Source organism: Schaalia suimastitidis DSM 15538 (assembly GCF_000429105.1).
Classification (GTDB): domain Bacteria; phylum Actinomycetota; class Actinomycetes; order Actinomycetales; family Actinomycetaceae; genus Pauljensenia; species Pauljensenia suimastitidis.
The window spans coordinates 1-19093 of the sequence record NZ_AUBF01000009.1 but is presented as its reverse complement, the minus strand read 5'-3'; the positions used below and the strand labels follow the sequence as shown (position 1 = coordinate 19093).

Annotated in this window: 16 protein-coding genes and 1 rRNA gene; 4 read left to right on the top strand and 13 right to left on the bottom strand. The window is 56.0% G+C overall.

Going from position 1 to position 19093, the window contains the following annotated elements:
• Positions 1-113: 113 nt before the first annotated feature.
• From G438_RS0104335 to G438_RS0104315, 5 genes are all read right to left on the bottom strand, one after another.
• Complete coding sequence (locus G438_RS0104335) at positions 114-2870, bottom strand: ATP-dependent helicase (protein ID WP_026460293.1); 2757 nt, start codon at positions 2868-2870, stop codon at positions 114-116.
• Positions 2871-2988: 118 nt separating this feature from the next.
• On the bottom strand, positions 2989-4479 hold the full coding sequence (locus tag G438_RS0104330; RefSeq protein WP_026460292.1) for a DUF1846 domain-containing protein: 1491 nt from the start codon (positions 4477-4479) through the stop codon (positions 2989-2991).
• A 102-nt stretch (positions 4480-4581) separates the two neighbouring features.
• The gene (locus G438_RS11925) at positions 4582-5949 is read right to left on the bottom strand and encodes a glycosyltransferase (RefSeq protein ID WP_084403083.1); all 1368 of its coding nucleotides are present in this window, start codon (positions 5947-5949) and stop codon (positions 4582-4584) included.
• A gap of 94 nt (positions 5950-6043) precedes the next feature.
• A complete protein-coding gene (locus G438_RS0104320) occupies positions 6044-6694 on the bottom strand; it encodes a LuxR C-terminal-related transcriptional regulator (protein WP_026460291.1) in 651 nt (216 codons plus the stop codon).
• Between the two features lie 8 nt (positions 6695-6702).
• The gene (locus G438_RS0104315) at positions 6703-7992 is read right to left on the bottom strand and encodes an ATP-binding protein (protein ID WP_240470986.1); all 1290 of its coding nucleotides are present in this window, start codon (positions 7990-7992) and stop codon (positions 6703-6705) included.
• A 113-nt stretch (positions 7993-8105) separates the two neighbouring features.
• Between G438_RS0104315 and G438_RS0104310 the strand changes: the two genes are divergently transcribed.
• Both G438_RS0104310 and G438_RS11920 read left to right on the top strand, forming a co-directional pair.
• Positions 8106-10244: a PspC domain-containing protein gene (locus tag G438_RS0104310; protein WP_165569228.1), complete on the top strand. Its 2139-nt coding sequence runs from the start codon at positions 8106-8108 to the stop codon at positions 10242-10244.
• Positions 10245-10273: 29 nt separating this feature from the next.
• Positions 10274-10930 carry a hypothetical protein gene (locus tag G438_RS11920; RefSeq protein ID WP_131245765.1) on the top strand — a complete coding sequence of 219 codons (657 nt, stop codon included), beginning with the start codon at positions 10274-10276 and terminating at the stop codon, positions 10928-10930.
• Between the two features lie 178 nt (positions 10931-11108).
• Here the strand turns inward: G438_RS11920 and metG are convergent, their stop codons facing one another.
• The gene (gene metG, locus G438_RS0104300) at positions 11109-12950 is read right to left on the bottom strand and encodes a methionine--tRNA ligase (RefSeq protein ID WP_026460287.1); all 1842 of its coding nucleotides are present in this window, start codon (positions 12948-12950) and stop codon (positions 11109-11111) included.
• A gap of 154 nt (positions 12951-13104) precedes the next feature.
• On the opposite strand from metG, the gene G438_RS0104295 reads away from it, so the two are divergent.
• The gene (locus G438_RS0104295; RefSeq protein ID WP_026460286.1) at positions 13105-13671 is read left to right on the top strand and encodes an isochorismatase family protein; all 567 of its coding nucleotides are present in this window, start codon (positions 13105-13107) and stop codon (positions 13669-13671) included.
• Here G438_RS0104295 and G438_RS0104290 read toward each other — a convergent pair.
• The 3 genes from G438_RS0104290 to G438_RS0104280 are packed head-to-tail and all read right to left on the bottom strand — an operon-like array spanning position 13658 to position 16292.
• Complete coding sequence (locus G438_RS0104290; protein ID WP_026460285.1) at positions 13658-14533, bottom strand: metal ABC transporter permease; 876 nt, start codon at positions 14531-14533, stop codon at positions 13658-13660. The two genes, G438_RS0104295 and G438_RS0104290, sit on opposite strands and share 14 nt — an antisense overlap.
• The gene (locus tag G438_RS0104285) at positions 14533-15375 is read right to left on the bottom strand and encodes a metal ABC transporter ATP-binding protein (protein WP_240470984.1); all 843 of its coding nucleotides are present in this window, start codon (positions 15373-15375) and stop codon (positions 14533-14535) included. The genes G438_RS0104290 and G438_RS0104285 overlap by 1 nt, the downstream gene beginning before the upstream one ends.
• Positions 15372-16292 carry a metal ABC transporter substrate-binding protein gene (locus G438_RS0104280; protein ID WP_026460283.1) on the bottom strand — a complete coding sequence of 307 codons (921 nt, stop codon included), beginning with the start codon at positions 16290-16292 and terminating at the stop codon, positions 15372-15374. Before G438_RS0104280 ends, G438_RS0104285 begins: the two co-directional genes overlap by 4 nt.
• A gap of 136 nt (positions 16293-16428) precedes the next feature.
• Here G438_RS0104280 and G438_RS12455 point away from each other — a divergent pair, with 136 nt between their 5' ends.
• The gene (locus G438_RS12455) at positions 16429-16572 is read left to right on the top strand and encodes a hypothetical protein (protein ID WP_165569227.1); all 144 of its coding nucleotides are present in this window, start codon (positions 16429-16431) and stop codon (positions 16570-16572) included.
• Positions 16573-16648: 76 nt separating this feature from the next.
• On the opposite strand, the gene rsmI is transcribed toward G438_RS12455, so the two are convergent.
• From rsmI to rrf, 4 genes are all read right to left on the bottom strand, one after another.
• A complete protein-coding gene (gene rsmI, locus G438_RS0104275; protein ID WP_026460282.1) occupies positions 16649-17509 on the bottom strand; it encodes a 16S rRNA (cytidine(1402)-2'-O)-methyltransferase in 861 nt (286 codons plus the stop codon).
• Between the two features lie 243 nt (positions 17510-17752).
• Positions 17753-17935: an Rv0909 family putative TA system antitoxin gene (locus tag G438_RS0104270; protein ID WP_026460281.1), complete on the bottom strand. Its 183-nt coding sequence runs from the start codon at positions 17933-17935 to the stop codon at positions 17753-17755.
• Between the two features lie 246 nt (positions 17936-18181).
• Positions 18182-18676 (bottom strand): hypothetical protein, encoded by a 495-nt coding sequence (locus G438_RS0104265; protein WP_026460280.1) that lies wholly within the window; start codon positions 18674-18676, stop codon positions 18182-18184.
• Between the two features lie 146 nt (positions 18677-18822).
• A 5S ribosomal RNA gene (rrf, locus tag G438_RS0104260) occupies positions 18823-18939 on the bottom strand.
• Positions 18940-19093 lie beyond the last annotated feature (154 nt).

The following is a 19093-nucleotide window of genomic DNA, read 5'->3' as shown; positions in this document are numbered from 1 at the left end:
CATCGTGCCCGCCCAACCGACTCGGCGACGAAAATCATTGAACGATCGCACGTGTCGCACATGGCATCGAAAGCCGCAGGTCGGGCCAATAATCACCCACGGCACCAGCATCCTTAGATCTTTTCCATTGGCGCCATACGGATCAGCAAACGCTTCTCAACACCTGAAAAATCCACCCGAGCAATAGCGCGCGGACCCGAACCTTCAACCCCCAAAACGGTTCCCACACCAAGGGTGCGATGACGCACCTGATCACCAGGAGCAAGAACAAGGAGGGCACCTGGCGTATCACCACTATTGTCGTGCGGTGTCGACACACCTAAACGCACTGTCTTCCCAAATGCAGCTGCAGCCGTTGACTGGCCCGCGCCTCGGCCCGAACCAAAAACCGGTGCGGTATCTTCATCACCCCACGGATCACGCCTACCAGAAGCATCCCCGTGGGCATAGCTGCCACGGTAGGTGCCGCCACCGCTCGACGCAGCAGCACGCAAACGATCCATCGCCGTATATTGGCGACGCACGTCAAGTAGTTCCACCGGAATATCATCCAAGAAACGTGACGGCGGCATATCCTGCGGCGCCCCCCATAAGGCACGTACAGCTGCACGCGTCAAGTACAGGCGTTCACGCGCACGCGTAATGGCAACATAGGCTAAGCGTCGCTCCTCAGCAAGTTCAGTGCTATCAGCCAATGCTCGCTGATGAGGGAATGTCCCATCTTCCATACCGGTCACAAAAACTGTGGGAAACTCCAGGCCCTTAGCTGTATGCACAGTCATGAGCGTCACCTGGCCCTGGCGCCCACTCTCACTTGGTACCTGATCGGAATCGGCTACCAGTGCCACACGCTCAAGGAAATCAACAAGGTGAGACTGCGGGGCAGTGGTGACAAAATCTTTAGCCACAGAGTGCAATTCCGCGAGGTTTTCGACGCGCGAGACATCCTGCGGATCCTCACTATGACGCAGCTGAGCCAGATAGCCCGTGTGGTCCAAAATTTCTTCCAGGATTGCCGCACTATTGCCTGGACGCGCATCCATCGAGCGGCACACTTCAATAAGGCCCCAAAACGCTCCGACGCCTTTGGCGGCACGAGGCGAAAGCCCCACAGACGCTGGCAGATGCACAGATGGCACGACCGCCTCGTCAAGCACGGCCAACTGTTGGCCGTCCTGATCACATATCCCGTCCCCTTCACCCAGGGGCGCGCCCTGTTCACGCCACACGTGGCGGCATGCCTGACCAAAAGAGATTCCGTACTGATCCGCATAGGCGATCAGTGCTTCCTCTGCCTTTGCTCCAAGGCCGCGGCGAGGCGTATTTATCACGCGGCGCAGCGCCACGGTGTCGTCAGGATTTGACACGGCCTGCAGATACGCCAGTGCGTCTTTGATTTCTTTACGTTCATAGAATCGCGTGCCACCAACGACGCGGTAAGGAATCCCTTGGCGTACAAGGAGTTCTTCAAGTGCGCGCGACTGCGCATTCGTACGATAAAAAACGGCAATATCGCCCCAATGGGCTCCCTGGTCGGCCAGGCGATCAATTTCTTGTATGACGAAACGTGCCTCATCGCGATCAGAGTCGGCAGCATCCACCACAATGGGGGCACCGTCGCCTGATGCCGTCCACAGATTCTTGGGGCGCCGACCTGCATTGCGAGCGATAACAGCATTAGCCGCCGAAAGAATATTTTGGGTGGAGCGGTAATTCTGCTCCAGCATGACCGTGCGAGCACCCACAAAGTCGCGTTCAAATTCTTCGATATTGCGGATCGTGGCACCTCGGAAGGCATAGATTGACTGGTCAGAGTCACCTACAACCGTCAATTCCGCCGGTGCAATACCGTCATCGCCACTACCCACTAGTTCGCGCACAAGGACGTACTGCGCGTGATTTGTGTCTTGGTATTCGTCGACCAGAATATGTCGGAAACGGCGATGGTAGTGCTCAGCGACAGCCGGATTATCCTGCAGCATCTTCACCGTGCGCATGATGAGGTCGTCGAAGTCCAGCGCGTTGGCCTGTTTTAAACGTTTTTCGTATTCGAGATAAGCGGGGGCGACGATCCGTGAAATCGGGTCATTGGGTGCGGTATTGGCGTAATTTTGTGCGGTAATCAGTTCATTTTTCAGATCGCTGATCCGTGCTGCCACCAGTTTGACGCTGTATCGTTTGAGATCCACGTCGGCGGCTTTGAGCACCATTTGAAGTAGACGCTGCGAATCTTGCGCGTCGTAAATAGTGAAGGTGCTGCTTAGGCCTGCGGCCTTATAGTCGCTACGGAGGATTCTCACGCAGGCGGAGTGGAAGGTCGACACCCACATGCGCCCTCCAGCGGGACCAACAAGCGCCGCGACACGTTCACGCATTTCAGCGGCCGCTTTATTGGTGAAGGTAATGGCGAGGATCTGTCCCGGGCTGGCCTGTCTGGTCTCCAGCAGGTAGGCGATACGGTGGGTGAGGACCCGGGTTTTTCCTGAACCCGCGCCTGCCATGATGAGTAAGGGTGCTCCGCGATGGGTGACCGCCTCGTATTGTTGTTGGTTGAGGCCTTCTAGGAGGCGGGCTGTGGTGTGATCAGGTGTGTCCCATTGCCCGAAAGGGTGTGCCTCGGACGGCGATGCGTGTGGCGTGACGAAGCCGTAAGCGCTTTCGTCTAGGAAGGGTAGCGTGTCGTCGGTGCTCTCATCGAAGATCGGCAACGCATTGTCGGCACTGGCACTGGCACTGGCACTGGCACCATCATCAAAAAACGGCAAAGCGTCGCTCACACCTTCGTCGCAGTCAAATGCGGGAGTTTCGGGCGGCACATAGGTATCGTCCCAATAGCCGAATTCTGGTAGCGCAGTTACATTCTCATCCATCGCCTCTACCCTACTGCCTCACCTCCACGAAATTGGTTCACGAGACGTGAGGTGACCGTTAGAAACGGTAGCGCCGTGACGTTCGCGAGCCGCATTCGTGTTTTTGACGAGGCGATGATTAGCGTTTCCGGTACAGCGATTTAGTAGCGAAGACTGGTTCGTTTGTCACCTGAATACCCAGGGAGCGGAAGATACCTTCGTCAACGGGCCCCAGCACAGTCGAGGTATGTACATCACAGCCACGCAGGGCATCGAGTTGGTCGAGGGCGCGGCGCGCCAAATCATCGCCATTGGCCGACACTGCCAGCGCAATCAGCACTTCATCGGTATGAAGGCGCGGATTCTTTGACCCCAGATGCCCTGTTTTTAGGGACTGAATTGGCTCGATAGATTCAGGGGCGAGTAAACGCACCTCGTCATTAATACCTGCCAGTACTTTGAGCGCATTGAGTAACATCGCTGAACACGCGCCAAGCAATTCTGAGGTTTTTCCTGTGACGATACGTCCATCGGCTAGTTCAATGGCTGCAGCAGGAGCATCTGTAGTTTCGGCGAGGCTGCGTGCCGGAAGCACCACAGGCCGGTCGGTTGCCTTGATACCAAGTTTCGTCATCAGTAGGGCGATCCGCTGGGATTGAACCGGTTCTGCCTGGTCTCGTAATTCGGTAACAAGGGCCTTGTAGTAGCGTCGAATAACCTCCTGTTTCGACGCTTCGCGGCACACCTCGTCGTCACTTATACAATGCCCTGCCATATTCACGCCCATGTCAGTGGGTGACTGATAAGGGGAAGCGCCAAGAATCTGTTCGAATAGCCGTGCCAGAACAGGGAAGATCTCCACGTCACGGTTGTAATTCACCGTCTGCACACCGTGTGCCGCAAGATGATAAGGGTCGATCATATTGACATCATCAAGGTCTGCCGTGGCAGCTTCATATGCAATATTGACTGGATGATCCAGGGGGAGATTCCAAATTGGGAAGGTCTCAAATTTCGCGTACCCGGACTGAATGCCGCGTTGATGGTCGTGGTAGAGCTGCGACAGGCAGGTCGCCATTTTGCCTGATCCTGGACCTGGCGCGGTAATCACCACAACATCTCGGGTGGTTTCGATATATTCATTGCGCCCATACCCCTGGTCAGAAACGATGGCAGCAACGTCATGCGGGTAGCCAGCGATTGTGTAGTGCCGATAAACCGGTAGGCCAAGTTTTTCGAGTTTGTTTTTAAACGCTTGCGCTTGTTGATTAGCGTCCGACCAGCGAGTGATGACAACTGAACCGACGTGTAGACCATAGGAACGGAACTCGTCCACGTGACGCAGAAGGTCATCTTCGTAAGAGATACCCAGATCTGCGCGTACTTTGTTGCGAGCAAAGTCTTCAGCGTTGACGACGACAACGATCTCAACATCATCGGCCATTTCAGCAAGCATGACAATTTTGTTATCTGGAGTAAATCCTGGGAGCACACGAGAGGCGTGCATGTCATCAACGAGTTTGCCGCCAAATTCCAGGTATAGTTTGCCGCCGAATTGCGCGCGTCGCTCTGCAATATGTCGCGATTGCATGTCGAGGTATTTCTCGCGGTCGAATCCCACGCGATGCAAAGTATTCTCCGTCCTTGCGGGAACGGCTCCCGCTCGGGATTTCATCATACGCCGCATACGCAATGAACAGCAAACACGAATTAACGATAATTTGACCCTCAATTACTCATAATTACTCAAATCTTTACAGACTCTTTTCATAAGGGACAGAATTGTCTGACCAGATCGTTCAATAGAAAGCTCGTGAGCCAACTTCACGTAATCATTCCCACATTGCTCGCGGCGCTTTGGGTTATCCAACCATTCATCAATACCCGCCGCAAGCGCATCAACGTCGCCACCTGGGAAATAATTTGCCTCACTGAGCGCGTAGGTTGCAGTCGACGACAAGGGCGCCTCGGCAATTAACGGGACGAGGCCTCGTGCAAATGCTTCCATGCAGGCCATTCCTTCAATCTCAACCTGAGCGCAGTGCACATAAAGATCGGCCTGATCAAATAGGGCACGCAGCGAATCTTTCTCATAAAAACCCTGGTGGTAGCACACTCCAAGCCTTGAAGCGAGATCCTTGTATGCCTTTGCACGCGGCCCTTTCCCCGCAAGTACCAGACCAATACGCTCTGGCTCTCGCGTGCGGGCAATCGCGCGTATCAGCGTATCCTGCCCCTTTTCATGTGACAGACGTCCCGCAGAAACCACGACGAAGGCAGGGCTATCGCCACTGGGCGCCCTGTCGAGGCGATCCGCACCGTCAGAGCCATTCTCACAATCGAGCCGAGTCATACCCCCCTGTTTGCCCGCACCATCATGTATGTCCACGCCTTCGTCCGCGCACCTATCTTCCGGAGCAAAACCCTCCGCCAACGCACTTGTTGGCGCGCTCACAACACTCATCTGCTGTATCGCCTGCCACCGGTGCGAGAGCCCAGCCTGCGTCCAGTGCAGCGGCACCCGAGGAGCGGGCAAAAGGAAGTCGTCTGCAATCCCATTCGATACCACGTGACAATCGACCTTCAGGCCGCTTGCGCGTAGCCGCTCAAATACGCGCTGTGTTGGTGCAATCACAAGATCACAATGCCGATACACACTGTCAATGAATCGACGCATCAAGGCCATATTCATCGCCCGGTTATTCAAATACGACACCGACGCAGTCATATTCTCAGGGAAAAGATGGAAGGTCCCCACCACAGGTTTTCCAAGGCGGCGCGCCGCAAGCACCGCCTCGTGACACAGCGGAAAAGGATCGTGGACATGGACGACATCCGCCCACTGCACTGCGCACCTGACGACCTGCCGATCAACGTGCGCAAAGTGGAAACCCTGCTGGGCGATGATGCGATGAAATAACGGGATTTTTTCTACTCTCAACGGATAATCCGGATCACCGTTGACGCCAGCAGCCACGACACGGACCTCGTAGCCACGCGCTTTCCACTGCTCAACAAAACGCCTTGTCGAAATCGACATACCGTTGCTGGGATTGAAATAGTCATTAATGACGATCAGTATGCGCATTCTTCGCCTCATCACCGAACGCTGCTACAGTGTCTTATTCTAACTGTCACAACGGCGACGGGACTACTATCTGCCTTGCAGTACACGGGCTATTGCTGCCGATACGTCACACAATGTGCCGTTGCATCGCCCAGCGCGTCAACTCATTGCGATTCGACAGCTGTAACTTACGCAGTACCGAAGACACGTGGGTTTCAACGGTTTTAATGGAAATAAATAATTCCGAAGCCACCTCCTTGTAGGTGTAGCCACGTGCAATAAGACGCATCACTTCCTGCTCGCGCGATGACAGCAAATCAAGTTCGTCGTCAGCAGCCGCGACCATCGCGGTACCGAATGCATCCAGCACAAAGCCTGCTAACCGTGGGCTGAAGGCCGCGTCTCCTCCTGCGACACGTTCGATCGCCTCGACAAGGTCTGGGGTGGAGATTGATTTTGTCACATAACCGCGAGCGCCTGCGCGAATAACAGAGACAACGTCTTCGGCAGCATCCGACACCGATAGCGCCAGAAAACGTAGTTCGGGGATATCGTGACAGCGGGCTGCGACCTCCGCGCCTCCGCCTCCCATACCGCCAGGCAAATGTACGTCCAGCAGCGCAACATCAGGTTTGAGTTCATGACATGCGGCGATTGCACCGTCAACGTCGGCAGCCTCTCCCACAAAGACGAGGTCAGCGCCTGACGCTTCCAATTCTGCGCGCACGCCCGCACGAACCATGGGGTGATCGTCGATGACGATAAGGCGGATGGTCATAGGTACTCCTAGAATGCGACAGGGCGGGACGAGGCAGAAGGAACGTGCAGATGCACTTCCGTACCTGGCGAGCGCCGACGGATAGTGGCGGTACCCCCTACACGTTCCATACGTCCGAGGATAGAGCCTTTCACGCCATGACGGTCATCAGGAATCGCGTCAATATCAAAACCTGGACCAGCGTCTTTCACGTAAATGTCAGTGCCAGCGCGGTCAACCTCCAAATACACCGACACTGGTGGCGCGCCGTGCCGCACGGCATTCTTTACCGCTTCAGCTCCGGCGGCAACCAACGCGAGTTCACTCGGTCCAGGGACGGCGTCACCCACAGTGACTACGTCAACAGCAATACCGTGGGTCGTTTCGATTTGCCCAACCGCTTCCCGGAGGGCCTCGGCAATCGACGAGGCGGCTTCCTCCTTGCCGGTATACAACCAGGATCGCAATTCACGTTCTTGACTTAGCGCCAGGGCACGCACGCGCTGAGGATCGTCAGCAGCGCCACGGATCAACGTGAGTGTTTGAAGTACCGAATCATGCAGATGCGCCGCGATATCTGCCCGTTCAGCGTCACGAACCTGCTCTTCACGCGATGCCGATAGGTCTCGGCTGGCGCGTAAAGCCAAGGGCAGCAGGGCCAAGCCGACACCGGCAACCAAAACCGCGCCAACGATGGCGCCTTGCACCACTTCTTTAATGGGGTCATTACCTAAAAGCAGTATGACCAATGCGACCAGGACAAGCAGGACACCGGCGAGTACGGAAGCAAGTTGCACAGGTGAGCGCAAAGGCTGCGTATTTGCGGCGCGACTCCAAATGAGGGTCAAACCAATGATGAGGACAACGGTTGCCACGAGGATACGCCATTGGACGACCCCTGAGGTCGATAGGACGGCAAGCATTGCGGCGATCAGTAGCGTGACGACACCTGTGAGCAACAATTGATTTCGTGCAGTGGCCGCACGTCTGTCTGCAGCGACTGCACGTAGACGGCCAGCAATACGCGTGTCATTGCTGGCTACCCCTGTGTCTTGGGGCACCATGACCCACAACCATAAATACAGCAGCAATCCAGCGCCGAACGGGATGAAGGTCACCACCATGATGATGCGCACGAATGTCACAGGCATCCCCATATGGACTGATAATCCCGCGCAGATACCTGCCGCCCACGGTGTCGGCATATCGGCACTGCGTGCCGTTGCCCGACGCAATGGTGGGCGCTTCTGCTGCGGAACAGGCGGTACCCACTGGTAGGGCGTCGTGGACGTCGGTGAGTCAGCGTAGTGTGGTGTCACCCCTCAATGGTGGCATGTTTTCGCCTCCCCATAACCACCCTGCGGGGAATTCAGGGTGTTATCAGGGCTATCCCCAATGTCGCCGACCTTCACATTGGGTGCACAGTAGTGTCATGGAGCCACAACAGATGCCACAGGCTGACACGAATGCGCAAGACTGGCGGTCCCAAGGAGGCCCAACAGGCGGCAACACGCCTGATCACGCCACTGGAGCCGCATCGGCACACGGAGTACAAGGAGTTGCCGAAGGGGTACATGCTGGGCAGGGACTGCCCAGACAGGAAGACCCTGGGCACGTGCCTACAGTCGGAGGGCACACGGCTCACTGGCACACACACGACGGACACGTGCCCGGTACGTGGCCTTCGCCCACATATGGGCAGCAAAGACCAGGTACCTATACACCCGCAGGCACGGGTCCCTTGTATGCGGCTTCACACCCCACGGCGCCTTTTACATCTACCCCCCCTGCCGGGACTGTCCCACCTGCGGGATTCCAACCTGCCGGGTCTGTCCCGCCTGCTGGCCAGCCTGGCGCATCGACGCACGGCTACACGCATGCACCTGCCCACCAGCCATCACCAGCAAGCCAAGGATTCTTCGCCTCAATCCGTGACAGTGGCTTGTATCGCTCTCATTCACGGGTCGTCGGAGGCGTATGTGGCGGACTCGGCGAACGCTTTGGCTGGGATCCCACCCTGGTCCGCGGCATTACGATTGTCTTAGCCTTTTTCTTTGTTCCGCTGGTGCTGGTATATGGCGTCGTGTGGGCGCTGCTGCCAGAACAAAGCGACGGACGAATACATCTTCAAGAGTTACTCCAAGGCCGTTTCGATATTGCTCACCTTGGGCAACTCATACTGATCGTCACCGGATTCGGCGGGACCTCCACTGTCCTATCACTCTCCTTCGGGCAGTGGCCAACATGGCTTTTCGGGGGCGGGTTCCTACTCGTTGTTGCGCTCACCATCGCTTTACTTGCCTCAATGACTGCCGCGAAGTCCTCGCCCACACCCGTTAGCGCACACGCATTTACGCCACGCGGCACCACCTCACCTGCACCGACAACGCCCGCGTCGGCCCCCACCTCGGCACCCACGTCTGCAGCAGCCTCAACGCCCGTACCAACCCCAGCCTCGGCACCCGTGACAGCCGCAGCCTCCGTACCCGTGCCAACACCCACCTCGGTGCCCGCCACGGAGCCGCCATCTGGCACGCCACCGGCACCCACGCCTGCATCGACACCCACACCTGCGGTTACGACATCGATACCCGCTCCCTCCACACCCCGCCCCAACGCCGCACCGCCCACCGCTTGGCAGGCCCATATTCCGGCTCCGCAGACAGCGCCGTATCGGCCGCAGAGCGCACCACCAGCACCGAATCCGTATGTCACCTCGGATGGGGCTCCCATACGAACCGCTGCTCCCGTTGTGCCTGTATGGAGAGGACCTGTACAAATCGCACCGAAACCACGCACGGTCTCAGGATCGGCCAACCTCGCACTAACGGGGCTCATTGTCCTTATCCTCGCTGGGTGTTTTGCGTTGATGCGACATTTCTACCAGTTGATGCACACCCCAACGGCGACCTTTAGCTCTGAACTCGCTGCTCAGTACTTTCTACAGGTTCCCCTTATCGGCGGCGGCATCTGCCTTGTCCTGGTGGGCTTTGCGATCGCCATCGCCTCAATCAAAGACCGAGGCGCCGGCTGGCTTATCGCACTATCGATCATTGGCTGCCTCATAGCCGTACCCACAACGCTTGCCTCCCTACCACTGTCGCAAATGCAGAGCGAATCAAGCGACGGTGTGCTTGCCTCGCAAAGCCTGATGACGATCTCACAAAATGCCACCTGGGAAAATGATCACATGAGGATGAGTCTCTACACCGACTCAGCGAACCTCATGTTGGAAGAAGCCCCTCAAGGTACAACTAAGACCATCACTTACGACGGAGGCTCCATCGACTCGATGGTGGTCACCTATCGAACAGGCCAGCCTGTACGTATTGTCACCACCTCCATTGTCAATAACTTCCTCAACACCTCCGCTCAGAAGCTCACTCGAAGCACTGAGGTCGCCTCAAATAGCGGCGCAGAAACTGTGGTCTGGGAAAGTCCTCAGTTCTCCGCCGACAAGGGCATCACTGTCGTACTCAATGTTCAGGTGCACTCGTTGCACGCACTTGAGGTGGATGACACCGGTTCCCCTGTGGAGCCCACCCCCGAAAGCTCTGTGGAAAATAACTAAGGGACAGACCAATGACTCAGCCTGACAACATGAATGACACACAGCTTCTTCCTACCGAAAATACCGATGCCGACAACGCCGCGACACCAAACACAGCAGCGCCTACGGTAACCACCACGGACACCAACGCAACAGCGCCCGCGGAAACCGCCACCGCGACTGCAATAGACACGGACACGGCAGCGCCCGCTCCCACGTCCACGTCCACGTCCACGAGCGATCTTCCCCTTCCGTCAGATTTGGCTTCAGTGAGTGATGCACATGAACACCTTCCAACCAGCCCCAACAACGACCGCACCTTCACTGCCACTGGTGGGCACGCGAGCACGACCGGTACCGATGCCCCCGGAGGAGCAGATACAGATACTTCAACCATCCCTGCTCCATCGCAGCACATTAGAGGAGGAACCTCCGCTGATGACGCGACTGCCCCAGCGACGCCGCTTCCTGCGCCCAATACAGGCACTGAGCGTCTTGTAGCGTCACGTCCCGAGGCTGAGGCCCGTGGAGTGCGCATGGGCCAGATGCTGTGGGCAGTTTTAGTAATTCTCCTTGGTTTAGTCCTTGTTGCCTTGGCTTTTATTCAGCACATTGACATGCCGTTGGTGTTGATTTCTTCGGTCGCTGTCCTGGGTATTGGGCTCATTGTGGCGGCACTATTTGTTGGGGCACGCCACAAGCGCTAATCACGTGTAACGCTCGGCAATGCGATGCGTGCGATGCAGGCATTACCCACACTGTGCACTACACGTCACGCGGCGCCTACGATGCGCAGTACACACAAAGAGCATGGCGCACAACGAGTATTGTGCGCCATGCGGGTTCTTCAGATGTGGCGTGCTATCACTACAGATGTAACGTCCTTTAGGCGCCGGTGACGTCGTCGGGAATGAGATTCGCGTAGCGTGCCAGTTCTTCCTCCACGATTGACTCGTCGAGTTTCGTAAATACTGGAGTCGGCTTAGCAATTTCGGTGCCCACGACAATGTCGTGCCGCTGCCACGTGGGGAAGCCGCTGTAATCACCCGTAATAATGAGGTACGTAGTACGACCCGCAAAATCAGCAGTGAGTGCCTCTGGATCCAATTCAGGCACTTCTTCAATATGCGGCATCGGCGCGATAGTACCAGCACCACCCATGACACGATCAACATCGTTGGCCGCATGGGGCAAGAAGGGGCTGAGCATGAGGTTTAAGTCAGCGACCGCTTGGGCCAGCACCCACAGCACAGTTGCCAGCCGTTCTTGTTGTTCAGGCGCTTTGAGCTTAAAGGGTTCGGTGTCGGTGACATACTTGTTGGCTTCACCGACCAGTCGCATAGCTGCTGACAATGCAGCTTTTTGCCGGTGATGACGGATAAGGTCCCCCACCTCGTCAAAACCAGCGGCCACCGCGTCCAGGAGCGCGCGGTCAATATCTTCGAGCTCACCGGGTGCTGGGATTGCGCCGAATTTCTTATGAATCATGGAGGCAGTACGGTTCACAAGGTTCCCCCAGCCTGCCACCAGTTCACCGTTGGTGCGGCGAAGAAATTCTGCCCACGTGAAATCCGAGTCAGAGGTTTCTGGTCCGGCGGCACTAATAAAATAACGTAGCGCGTCAGCTTGGTAGCGTTCCATAAAGTCACGCACGTAAATCACAATGCCGTGGGAGGAAGAGAATTTCTTGCCTTCCATGGTGAGGAACTCGCTGGACACCACCTCGGTGGGCAGGTTGAGGGTACCTAAGCCCTTTGGTTCTCCACCTTTATTTCCCTGGCCGTTGTAGCCCAGCATTTCTGCGGGCCAAATTTGGCTGTGGAAAACGATATTGTCTTTGCCCATAAAGTAATACGACAAGGCTTCAGGATCATTCCACCATTGACGCCACGCCTGCGGATCACCGGTGCGCCGAGCCCATTCGATGGACGCCGACAGGTAACCAACGACGGCGTCAAACCACACGTAGAGACGCTTCGTCGGTTGATCTTCCCATCCTGGCACAGGGATCCCCCAGTCGATATCGCGCGTCATTGCGCGAGGGCGGATATCTTCCAGGAAATTCTTGGAAAATTTAATGACGTTTGGTCGCCACGTACCTGAGGCTTCACGGTCATCAAGCCATGCTGCCAATGCGTCAGCCAATGCTGGGAGATCAAGGAAATAGTGGGTTGATTCAACGAATTGCGGTGTTTCGCCATTAATCCGCGAATGCGGGTCAATGAGATCCGTTGGGTCAAGCTGGTTACCGCATGCGTCGCACTGGTCGCCGCGCGCACCCGGAGTCGAACAGATCGGACAGGTGCCTTCAATGTAGCGGTCAGGAAGGGTACGTCCCGTTGAAGGGGAGATCGCAGCACGCGTCACCTGTTCAATCATGTACCCGTTGTCACGCACCACTTCAAACATTTCCTGCACCACTTTGTAGTGATTACCAGCTGTGGTACGGGTAAACAGGTCGTAGGACAGACCAAGGGCCACGAGGTCTTCAACGATGAGACGGTTATTGCGGTCAGCAAGTTCGCGAGCTGATACGCCTTCCTTGTCAGCTGCCACAAGGATCGGGGTCCCATGTTCGTCGGTTCCCGACACCATGAGCACATCATGTCCTGCCATGCGCATATAACGGGAAAACACATCGGAGGGCACACCGAAGCCAGCGACGTGGCCAATATGGCGCGGACCGTTGGCATAGGGCCAAGCAACAGCGGAGAGGATACGACTCATAGGCAATAGTCTAGTGCCCAGGCGCCGTGTCTCAGAATTGACATCGGCCATCCGGCGTCCTTCGTCCTGTCCGATTGACGAGGCCCAGGTGACGCGCGCCCTTGAGTGCCGTACCGTTGTGGGAGAACACCACTGAAACCATCTTGGGGGTTATATGTCACGCGCACTGATCGTCGTTGACGTTCAACCAACGTTTTGCGAAAACGGTGAACTTCCGGTTATTGGCGGCAACGCCTGTGCCGAGCGGATCGCTGCCTATATCGCGGCCCATCGCGATAGTTACGCGTTGATTGCCACCACTCAGGATTGGCATATTGAACCGGGGGCACATTTTTCACATGACCCCGACTACATTGATACGTGGCCGCCGCATGGTGTTGCTGGCACAGCCAATGCGGAGTTGCACCCGGCATTGGCGCAACTTAACGCCGACGCTACGATTCGCAAGGGGCAGTATTCGGCAGCCTATTCGGGTTTTGAAGGCACTTCAGAAGATGGCCGTTCCCTCAGTGTCGTCCTTCACGAGGCGGGTATCCGTAGCGTCGACATTGTCGGTTTGGCGGAATCCCATTGTGTCTGCGATACGGCCCTTGATGCGGTTCGCGCAGGCTTTGCTACCACTGTTTTCACTGATCTGACTGAACCGGTGTCGGCGGAACTTGGACGCGCCGCAAGGGAGCGAATGAGCATCGCTGGCGTACGCCTCGTCAATTCCAAGTAGTACGACCAGCGCGCCGCTGCCTGTGGCGACGCGCAAGTACGGGCACACCTACCTGTGGCGACAATAGCCACGCCGCAAGGAAGGCCGCGCCGTGGAACAGCACGACTGTTGCTCCTGAAGCAATATCGGCGTGGTAACTCACCAGCAGACCTCCGACCGTGCACACCATAGAGGTTGTCGGTGCGATGAGCAGCATGGTGGTGATCCGTTGTGTAAGTAAGCGCGCTATTGCCCCAGGCAAAATAAGTAGCGCGACAACCAAAATCACGCCAACAACCTGAAGGGCCACCACAGTCGTCACAGCCAAAGCACCTAACAGGATGCCGTTGAGTATCTGTGGCGATAAGCCGATAACGTAGGCGTGGGCTGGGTCGAAGGTGACCAGTGTCAGATCGTGTCTCGTAACGACGAGGACTATTGCGACGAGCACCGCCAAAACGACGACTTGCAGCATATCTACTGTCGAGACGCCAAGAAGGTTACCGAAAACAATATGTCCAAGGTCAATGTGGCTGGGCGTGATGGAAACCAGCACTAGCCCAAGGGCAAAAAAGGTGGTAAATACGATGCCGATGGCGGCGTCCTGCCGTAAGCGAGTCTTTTCCTGCACAATTCCGATAAGGACAACTGCACCGGCACCAAAAAGGATTGCTCCGAACGCAAATGGGACGCCTGCGATATAGGCAAGGACAACACCGGGAAGGACTGCGTGGGACACGGCATCGCCCATGAGAGACCATCCGACCAGCACGAGCCAACATGACAAAAGTGCGCATACCCCTGAAGCAGCGAGTGCCGATATGAGGGCGCGACTCATAAAGCCGTAGCTAAAGGGGGTGATGAAGATGTCGATGAGGTCCATCAGTTCTGTCCTGCGTCATCGCGACGGGCTGCGGTATCAATGCCGAATACGCGGGCAAGTACTGTCGGTGTACAGACCTCGTCAGGCCTTCCCTGGGCGAGGATCCGCCCGGCAAGGAGAATTGCCTCATCAGCAAATTCGCTAAGGTGCGCAAGGTCGTGTGTTGCAACCAGCACGGTGCTTCCGTGGGCGACAAGGTCGCTGATCAGCGTGCGGATCATATGTTCAGATGCGTGGTCAACCCCAGCGAAGGGTTCGTCGAGGAGGATCAGCGGTGCTTTACCTGCAAGGGCACGGGCAATAAATGCCCGTTTTCGTTGTCCGCCAGAAAGGGCACCAATCTGTCGAAGCCTCATATCACAAAGGTTCACTTGCGCGAGGGCGTCTTCGACTGCGTCATCGCCGCCACGTTTATTGTGTCTGGTGCGCCATGCAGAGAGTCGTCGTTCGTGTCGGCTTTTGCAGCCTGACCTTACGATATCGTCTACGGTGAGCGGAAATGTCAGGTCAATGTCGTCACCTTGAGCGACGTAGGCAATATGTCGGTTTTTTCGCGCGTCGCGGGCGGCGTTTCCAAAGATTTCAATGTGGCCGGCGCTTGACGGAGTCAGTCCAAGGATGGCGCGTAACAGCGTCGATTTTCCTGAGCCGTTCACGCCGACGAGTGCACATACTTTGCCTGCGTCGACGCAGAATGTCACGTCGTTGAGGGCACAGACCGTGCCATAGTGAACGCTTAGGTGGTTGACGGTAATGGCGGGGATGTTTTTCGTATCTTGACGAGGCGTAGCGCCGCCCGGCATTTTGTCCTGCGGTGGCGCTTTGGGCTGGTCACGTGTCATTGGTTACGCCCGGTGAGTCCTTCAGCGATTATTTTGAGATCGTATTCAATAAGGTCCAGGTATGTGGGGACAGGACCGTTGTCTTCACTGAGTGAATCAACGTAAAGTGTTCCGCCGAATTTGGCGTCAGTAGCATCGACGACCTGCTGCATAGGCTTGTCCGAAACGGTTGATTCGCAAAATACTGCAGGTATCTTGTTGGTGTTGACGAAGGTGATGGCCTGCGCAATTTGTCCTGGGGTGGCTTGGTTTTCAGCGTTGACGGCCCAGAGGTATTTTTCTTTCAACCCCAGGTCATGAGTGAGGTAGCTGAAGGCTCCTTCACAGGTAACCAACGCACGTTGTTGTTCGGGGAGTTCATCGAGGGTGGTGGCCAGTCGTGTGCGTAGTGCGTCAAGTTTGTCCCCGTAGGCTTTGGCGTTGGCGATGTAGGTGTCGGCGTGTGCAGGATCAAGTTCAGCGAAGGCATTAGCGATATTGGTGGCGTAGATTTTCACGTTACTCGGTGACATCCATGCGTGTGGATTGTCGCGGCCAGCGTAGGCATCTTCGGCGATCGGGATCGGGGTAATTCCTGCTGATGCGGTGATACGCGGAACGTTCACTTCTTGCATAAATTGTTCGAACCACAGTTCAAGACCCATTCCATTGTCAATGACCAGATCCGCCTTGGATACGGCTGCAATATCACTGGGCGTGGGTTCATAGCCGTGTATTTCTGCGCCATTTTTGGTGATGGATACGACGTCAATATGATCACCTGCGACATTGCGGGCAATATCGGCCAGGACGGTGAAAGATGTGGCGACTAGTGGTTTGCCGCTGGTGCTGATTGTCTGTTTCGCGCAGGCGGCAATACCAAGGCAAAGACAGCAGGCCAATGACAGTAATTTGATGGCATGGGTTGCGGAACGCATCTACTTATCCTCACAATTTTTCGGTTACCCGAAATATTACATAGTTGCGAGGTAATATTCAAGGCGCTGCGCTACCTATCGCACTGCAGTGGGTACTGTAATCTCTCATACTTGGAGCGGACAGTACCAAGATGTCATGAGTATTGAGGGCGCTATGGAAGTGTCACTGCTGCAGGCAGCCCCTGCCGCAGTCAAGGCATGTCGCTCGCATCAGCACAGCACACCGCTGACCGCCCTGAGCGCTGGGCATAAGCATTCGTCACCACTGGGCAGGCATTAGCAAGATCAAACGCTGACCGTTTCTGCCGCATCAACCCTCGCCACACGCACCGCTGAGCCAACAGGGAATGATGGCGTTATTGAACGTCTTTTCGCCGCAGCGCCGCCTTATAAAGGTCGTTTTTGCGCGCGCCCGTCGCCTCGGCAACCTCAGCGGCAGCTTCCTTTAGACGCATACCTTCGGCCGCAAGGGCGAGGACCGCTGCAACATGATCATCAGCATCAGTGACGCCGCGGTGCCCCTCGACGACGATCGTGATCTCGCCCAGTACCTCTCCACTTGTTTGCGCAATGAGCGAATTGAGATCCCCTCTGAGGATTTCTTCATGTGTTTTGGTCATTTCGCGACACACCGCTGCACGGCGACCGCCTCCGAAAACCTGCGCCATACGCACCAAAGTGTCGTTCAGTCGGCGGGGAGATTCGAAGAAGATCAGTGTGTGCGGGAGATTTTCGAGGCTGGCGAGTAGGCGCGTTGCTTCGCCATCCTTACGGGGAAGAAAGCCTTCGAAAACAAAACGGTCACTGGGCAAACCGGAGACAGCCAGTGCCGTCACAGGTGCGGAGGGGCCGGGCAGTGCCGACACAGGCACGCCAGATGTGACTGCCAGACAGACAACGCGGTAGCCCGGATCAGATACCGTGGGCATACCGGCGTCGGATACGAGTAGTACACGCTCACCGTCTTCCGCACGCTGAACGAGCATCTGAGCCCGTTCGCCCTCATTATGGTCGTGCAGGCTCAGTAGGGTTCCGTTAATGCGCACATCCAAGCGCGAAGCGAGTGCAAGCAGGCGGCGAGTATCCTCGGCTGCAACAATATCGGCCTCGGACAATGCACGAATCAAGCGAGGCGAGGCGTCTGCAGCATCTCCGATGGGTGTTGCTGCAAGCAAGATGGAGCCGGAACGTTGCACTGGCTGATTCGAGAAATCCACACAGGTATTGTGTCAGAGGTAGTCGGGCAATGCGAGGGACAGTCGTGTAGCGGATTATCGGCATCGCTTCCAACACCACAGCGCACGGGTCGAGGCCAATTACCTCATTGCCTACCGACTTGGTCTTTACCTTTATTATCCGAGCCCACCGTGGTGACAACGTGACGATGCCGCCCTTTTAGTGGCAACACGAGGCAAAGAAATGGCGTCGCCCAGCCTTGGGCGACGCCATTTTACGAGTGATTACTCGCCGAGTTTGCCATCGACGGTGTCACGCGCAGCATCGATTTGGCCGTCGAAACGACCGCCGGTTACCTTCTTCGCAGCATCAGCTACGGCATCAAGTGCTGCGTCTGTTTTAGCTTCGTCACCGAGCAGGGACTTTGCGGCATCTTGTGCTTGCTGGCCGAGACTTCCCAGATCCATCTTCATTCCTTTCGTGGAAAACTAAGGGTATTCCATACTATGCCTTTGCGTCCCTGGACGCATAATGTGGTGCCATTTGGCAAAAACGACCTGACGTGACATGTGCACAGCGTCATATTCATGGCAACAAAGCCCTTTTTGGGCACATAAGGATGCCGAGAAAGGCATACCTGAGGTTTGGCGCATCTTCCGAAGGACCATTGCCAGCACTCAACGGTGGGCACACCTACACCTCGGAATGGCCCTCTAGGCATTGATGTGAGATTGACCCGTGAAGAATCGTAAGATGCCGCCAACGATAAGCAACTCAATAGCCGCAATCATCGATAGAACAGCTATACCAAAGATCATCTCACTACTCTGCGATGGGACCAGAAAAAATGTGGCCACGCTCACTACGATGGTAACACTCCCAACGAGTAGGAAGATACGACTTGTTGTGGTTAACGGAGCACTCTTCCCACCGCGGCTTCCAGTACCTACCTTATGTTGCGCGAAAATGACAACCCAGATGATTACACAGATCAGCAACAGCAGCAGGGAAGCAGGGAGAAGAAAAATCGCCCCGAAGTTCACACCCAACGCTTCGGAGCTTGGCCAATGTGGTGCGAGCACTCCCAAACAAAGACCCATGACGCTAAAGAATGTGAGCACTGCATTCATAACGACTACCGGCTTCACATTCATACCTCCGAAGTGACGATTGAAGCGGAGATAAAAGCAAGCGAACGCACCTTCCACGAGACACCTAGGAGGTATGAAAAGCATCACATAACAAAGGGTAATTGACAAGCATTTTATGAAACTATCAAAACAACAAGTCGCAATACACGTTTTGGGGCCTGCCTTTGATTGGTGAAGGCAAGCCCCAAAACGGATATGTGTGGTTGCGGCGGTGTCCTACTCTCCCACGACCTGTCGGTTGCAGTACCATCGGCGCTGTGGGGCTTAGCTTCCGGGTTCGGTATGGGTCCGGGCGTTTCCCCCACGCTGTGGCCGCCGCAAAAGTGTCGACCACGAGTGTATTCTCTTGTGTCCCCCACACGGGTGTGGGGTTTTGGGTTGGTCGTGATTTGTATAGTGGTGTAAGCAGTGCTGCGTGCAGCAGCTTTTTTGTTGCACGCCCGCCCAAAAGGGGGGGGTGTGTTGGTTGTTGTT

What these genes read in the sequence shown, in the direction of transcription:
- G438_RS0104335 (WP_026460293.1), bottom strand. Translation starts at nt 2,870, where the DNA reads ATGGATGAGAATGTAACTGCGCTACCAGAATTCGGCTATTGGGACGAT.
- G438_RS11925 (WP_084403083.1), bottom strand. Translation starts at nt 5,949, where the DNA reads ATGAGGCGAAGAATGCGCATACTGATCGTCATTAATGACTATTTCAAT.
- G438_RS0104320 (WP_026460291.1), bottom strand. Translation starts at nt 6,694, where the DNA reads ATGACCATCCGCCTTATCGTCATCGACGATCACCCCATGGTTCGTGCG.
- G438_RS0104310 (WP_165569228.1), top strand. Translation starts at nt 8,106, where the DNA reads ATGGAGCCACAACAGATGCCACAGGCTGACACGAATGCGCAAGACTGG.
- G438_RS11920 (WP_131245765.1), top strand. Translation starts at nt 10,274, where the DNA reads ATGAATGACACACAGCTTCTTCCTACCGAAAATACCGATGCCGACAAC.
- metG (WP_026460287.1), bottom strand. Translation starts at nt 12,950, where the DNA reads ATGAGTCGTATCCTCTCCGCTGTTGCTTGGCCCTATGCCAACGGTCCG.
- G438_RS0104295 (WP_026460286.1), top strand. Translation starts at nt 13,105, where the DNA reads ATGTCACGCGCACTGATCGTCGTTGACGTTCAACCAACGTTTTGCGAA.
- G438_RS0104290 (WP_026460285.1), bottom strand. Translation starts at nt 14,533, where the DNA reads ATGGACCTCATCGACATCTTCATCACCCCCTTTAGCTACGGCTTTATG.
- G438_RS0104285 (WP_240470984.1), bottom strand. Translation starts at nt 15,375, where the DNA reads ATGACACGTGACCAGCCCAAAGCGCCACCGCAGGACAAAATGCCGGGC.
- G438_RS0104280 (WP_026460283.1), bottom strand. Translation starts at nt 16,292, where the DNA reads ATGCGTTCCGCAACCCATGCCATCAAATTACTGTCATTGGCCTGCTGT.
- G438_RS12455 (WP_165569227.1), top strand. Translation starts at nt 16,429, where the DNA reads ATGAGTATTGAGGGCGCTATGGAAGTGTCACTGCTGCAGGCAGCCCCT.
- G438_RS0104270 (WP_026460281.1), bottom strand. Translation starts at nt 17,935, where the DNA reads ATGGATCTGGGAAGTCTCGGCCAGCAAGCACAAGATGCCGCAAAGTCC.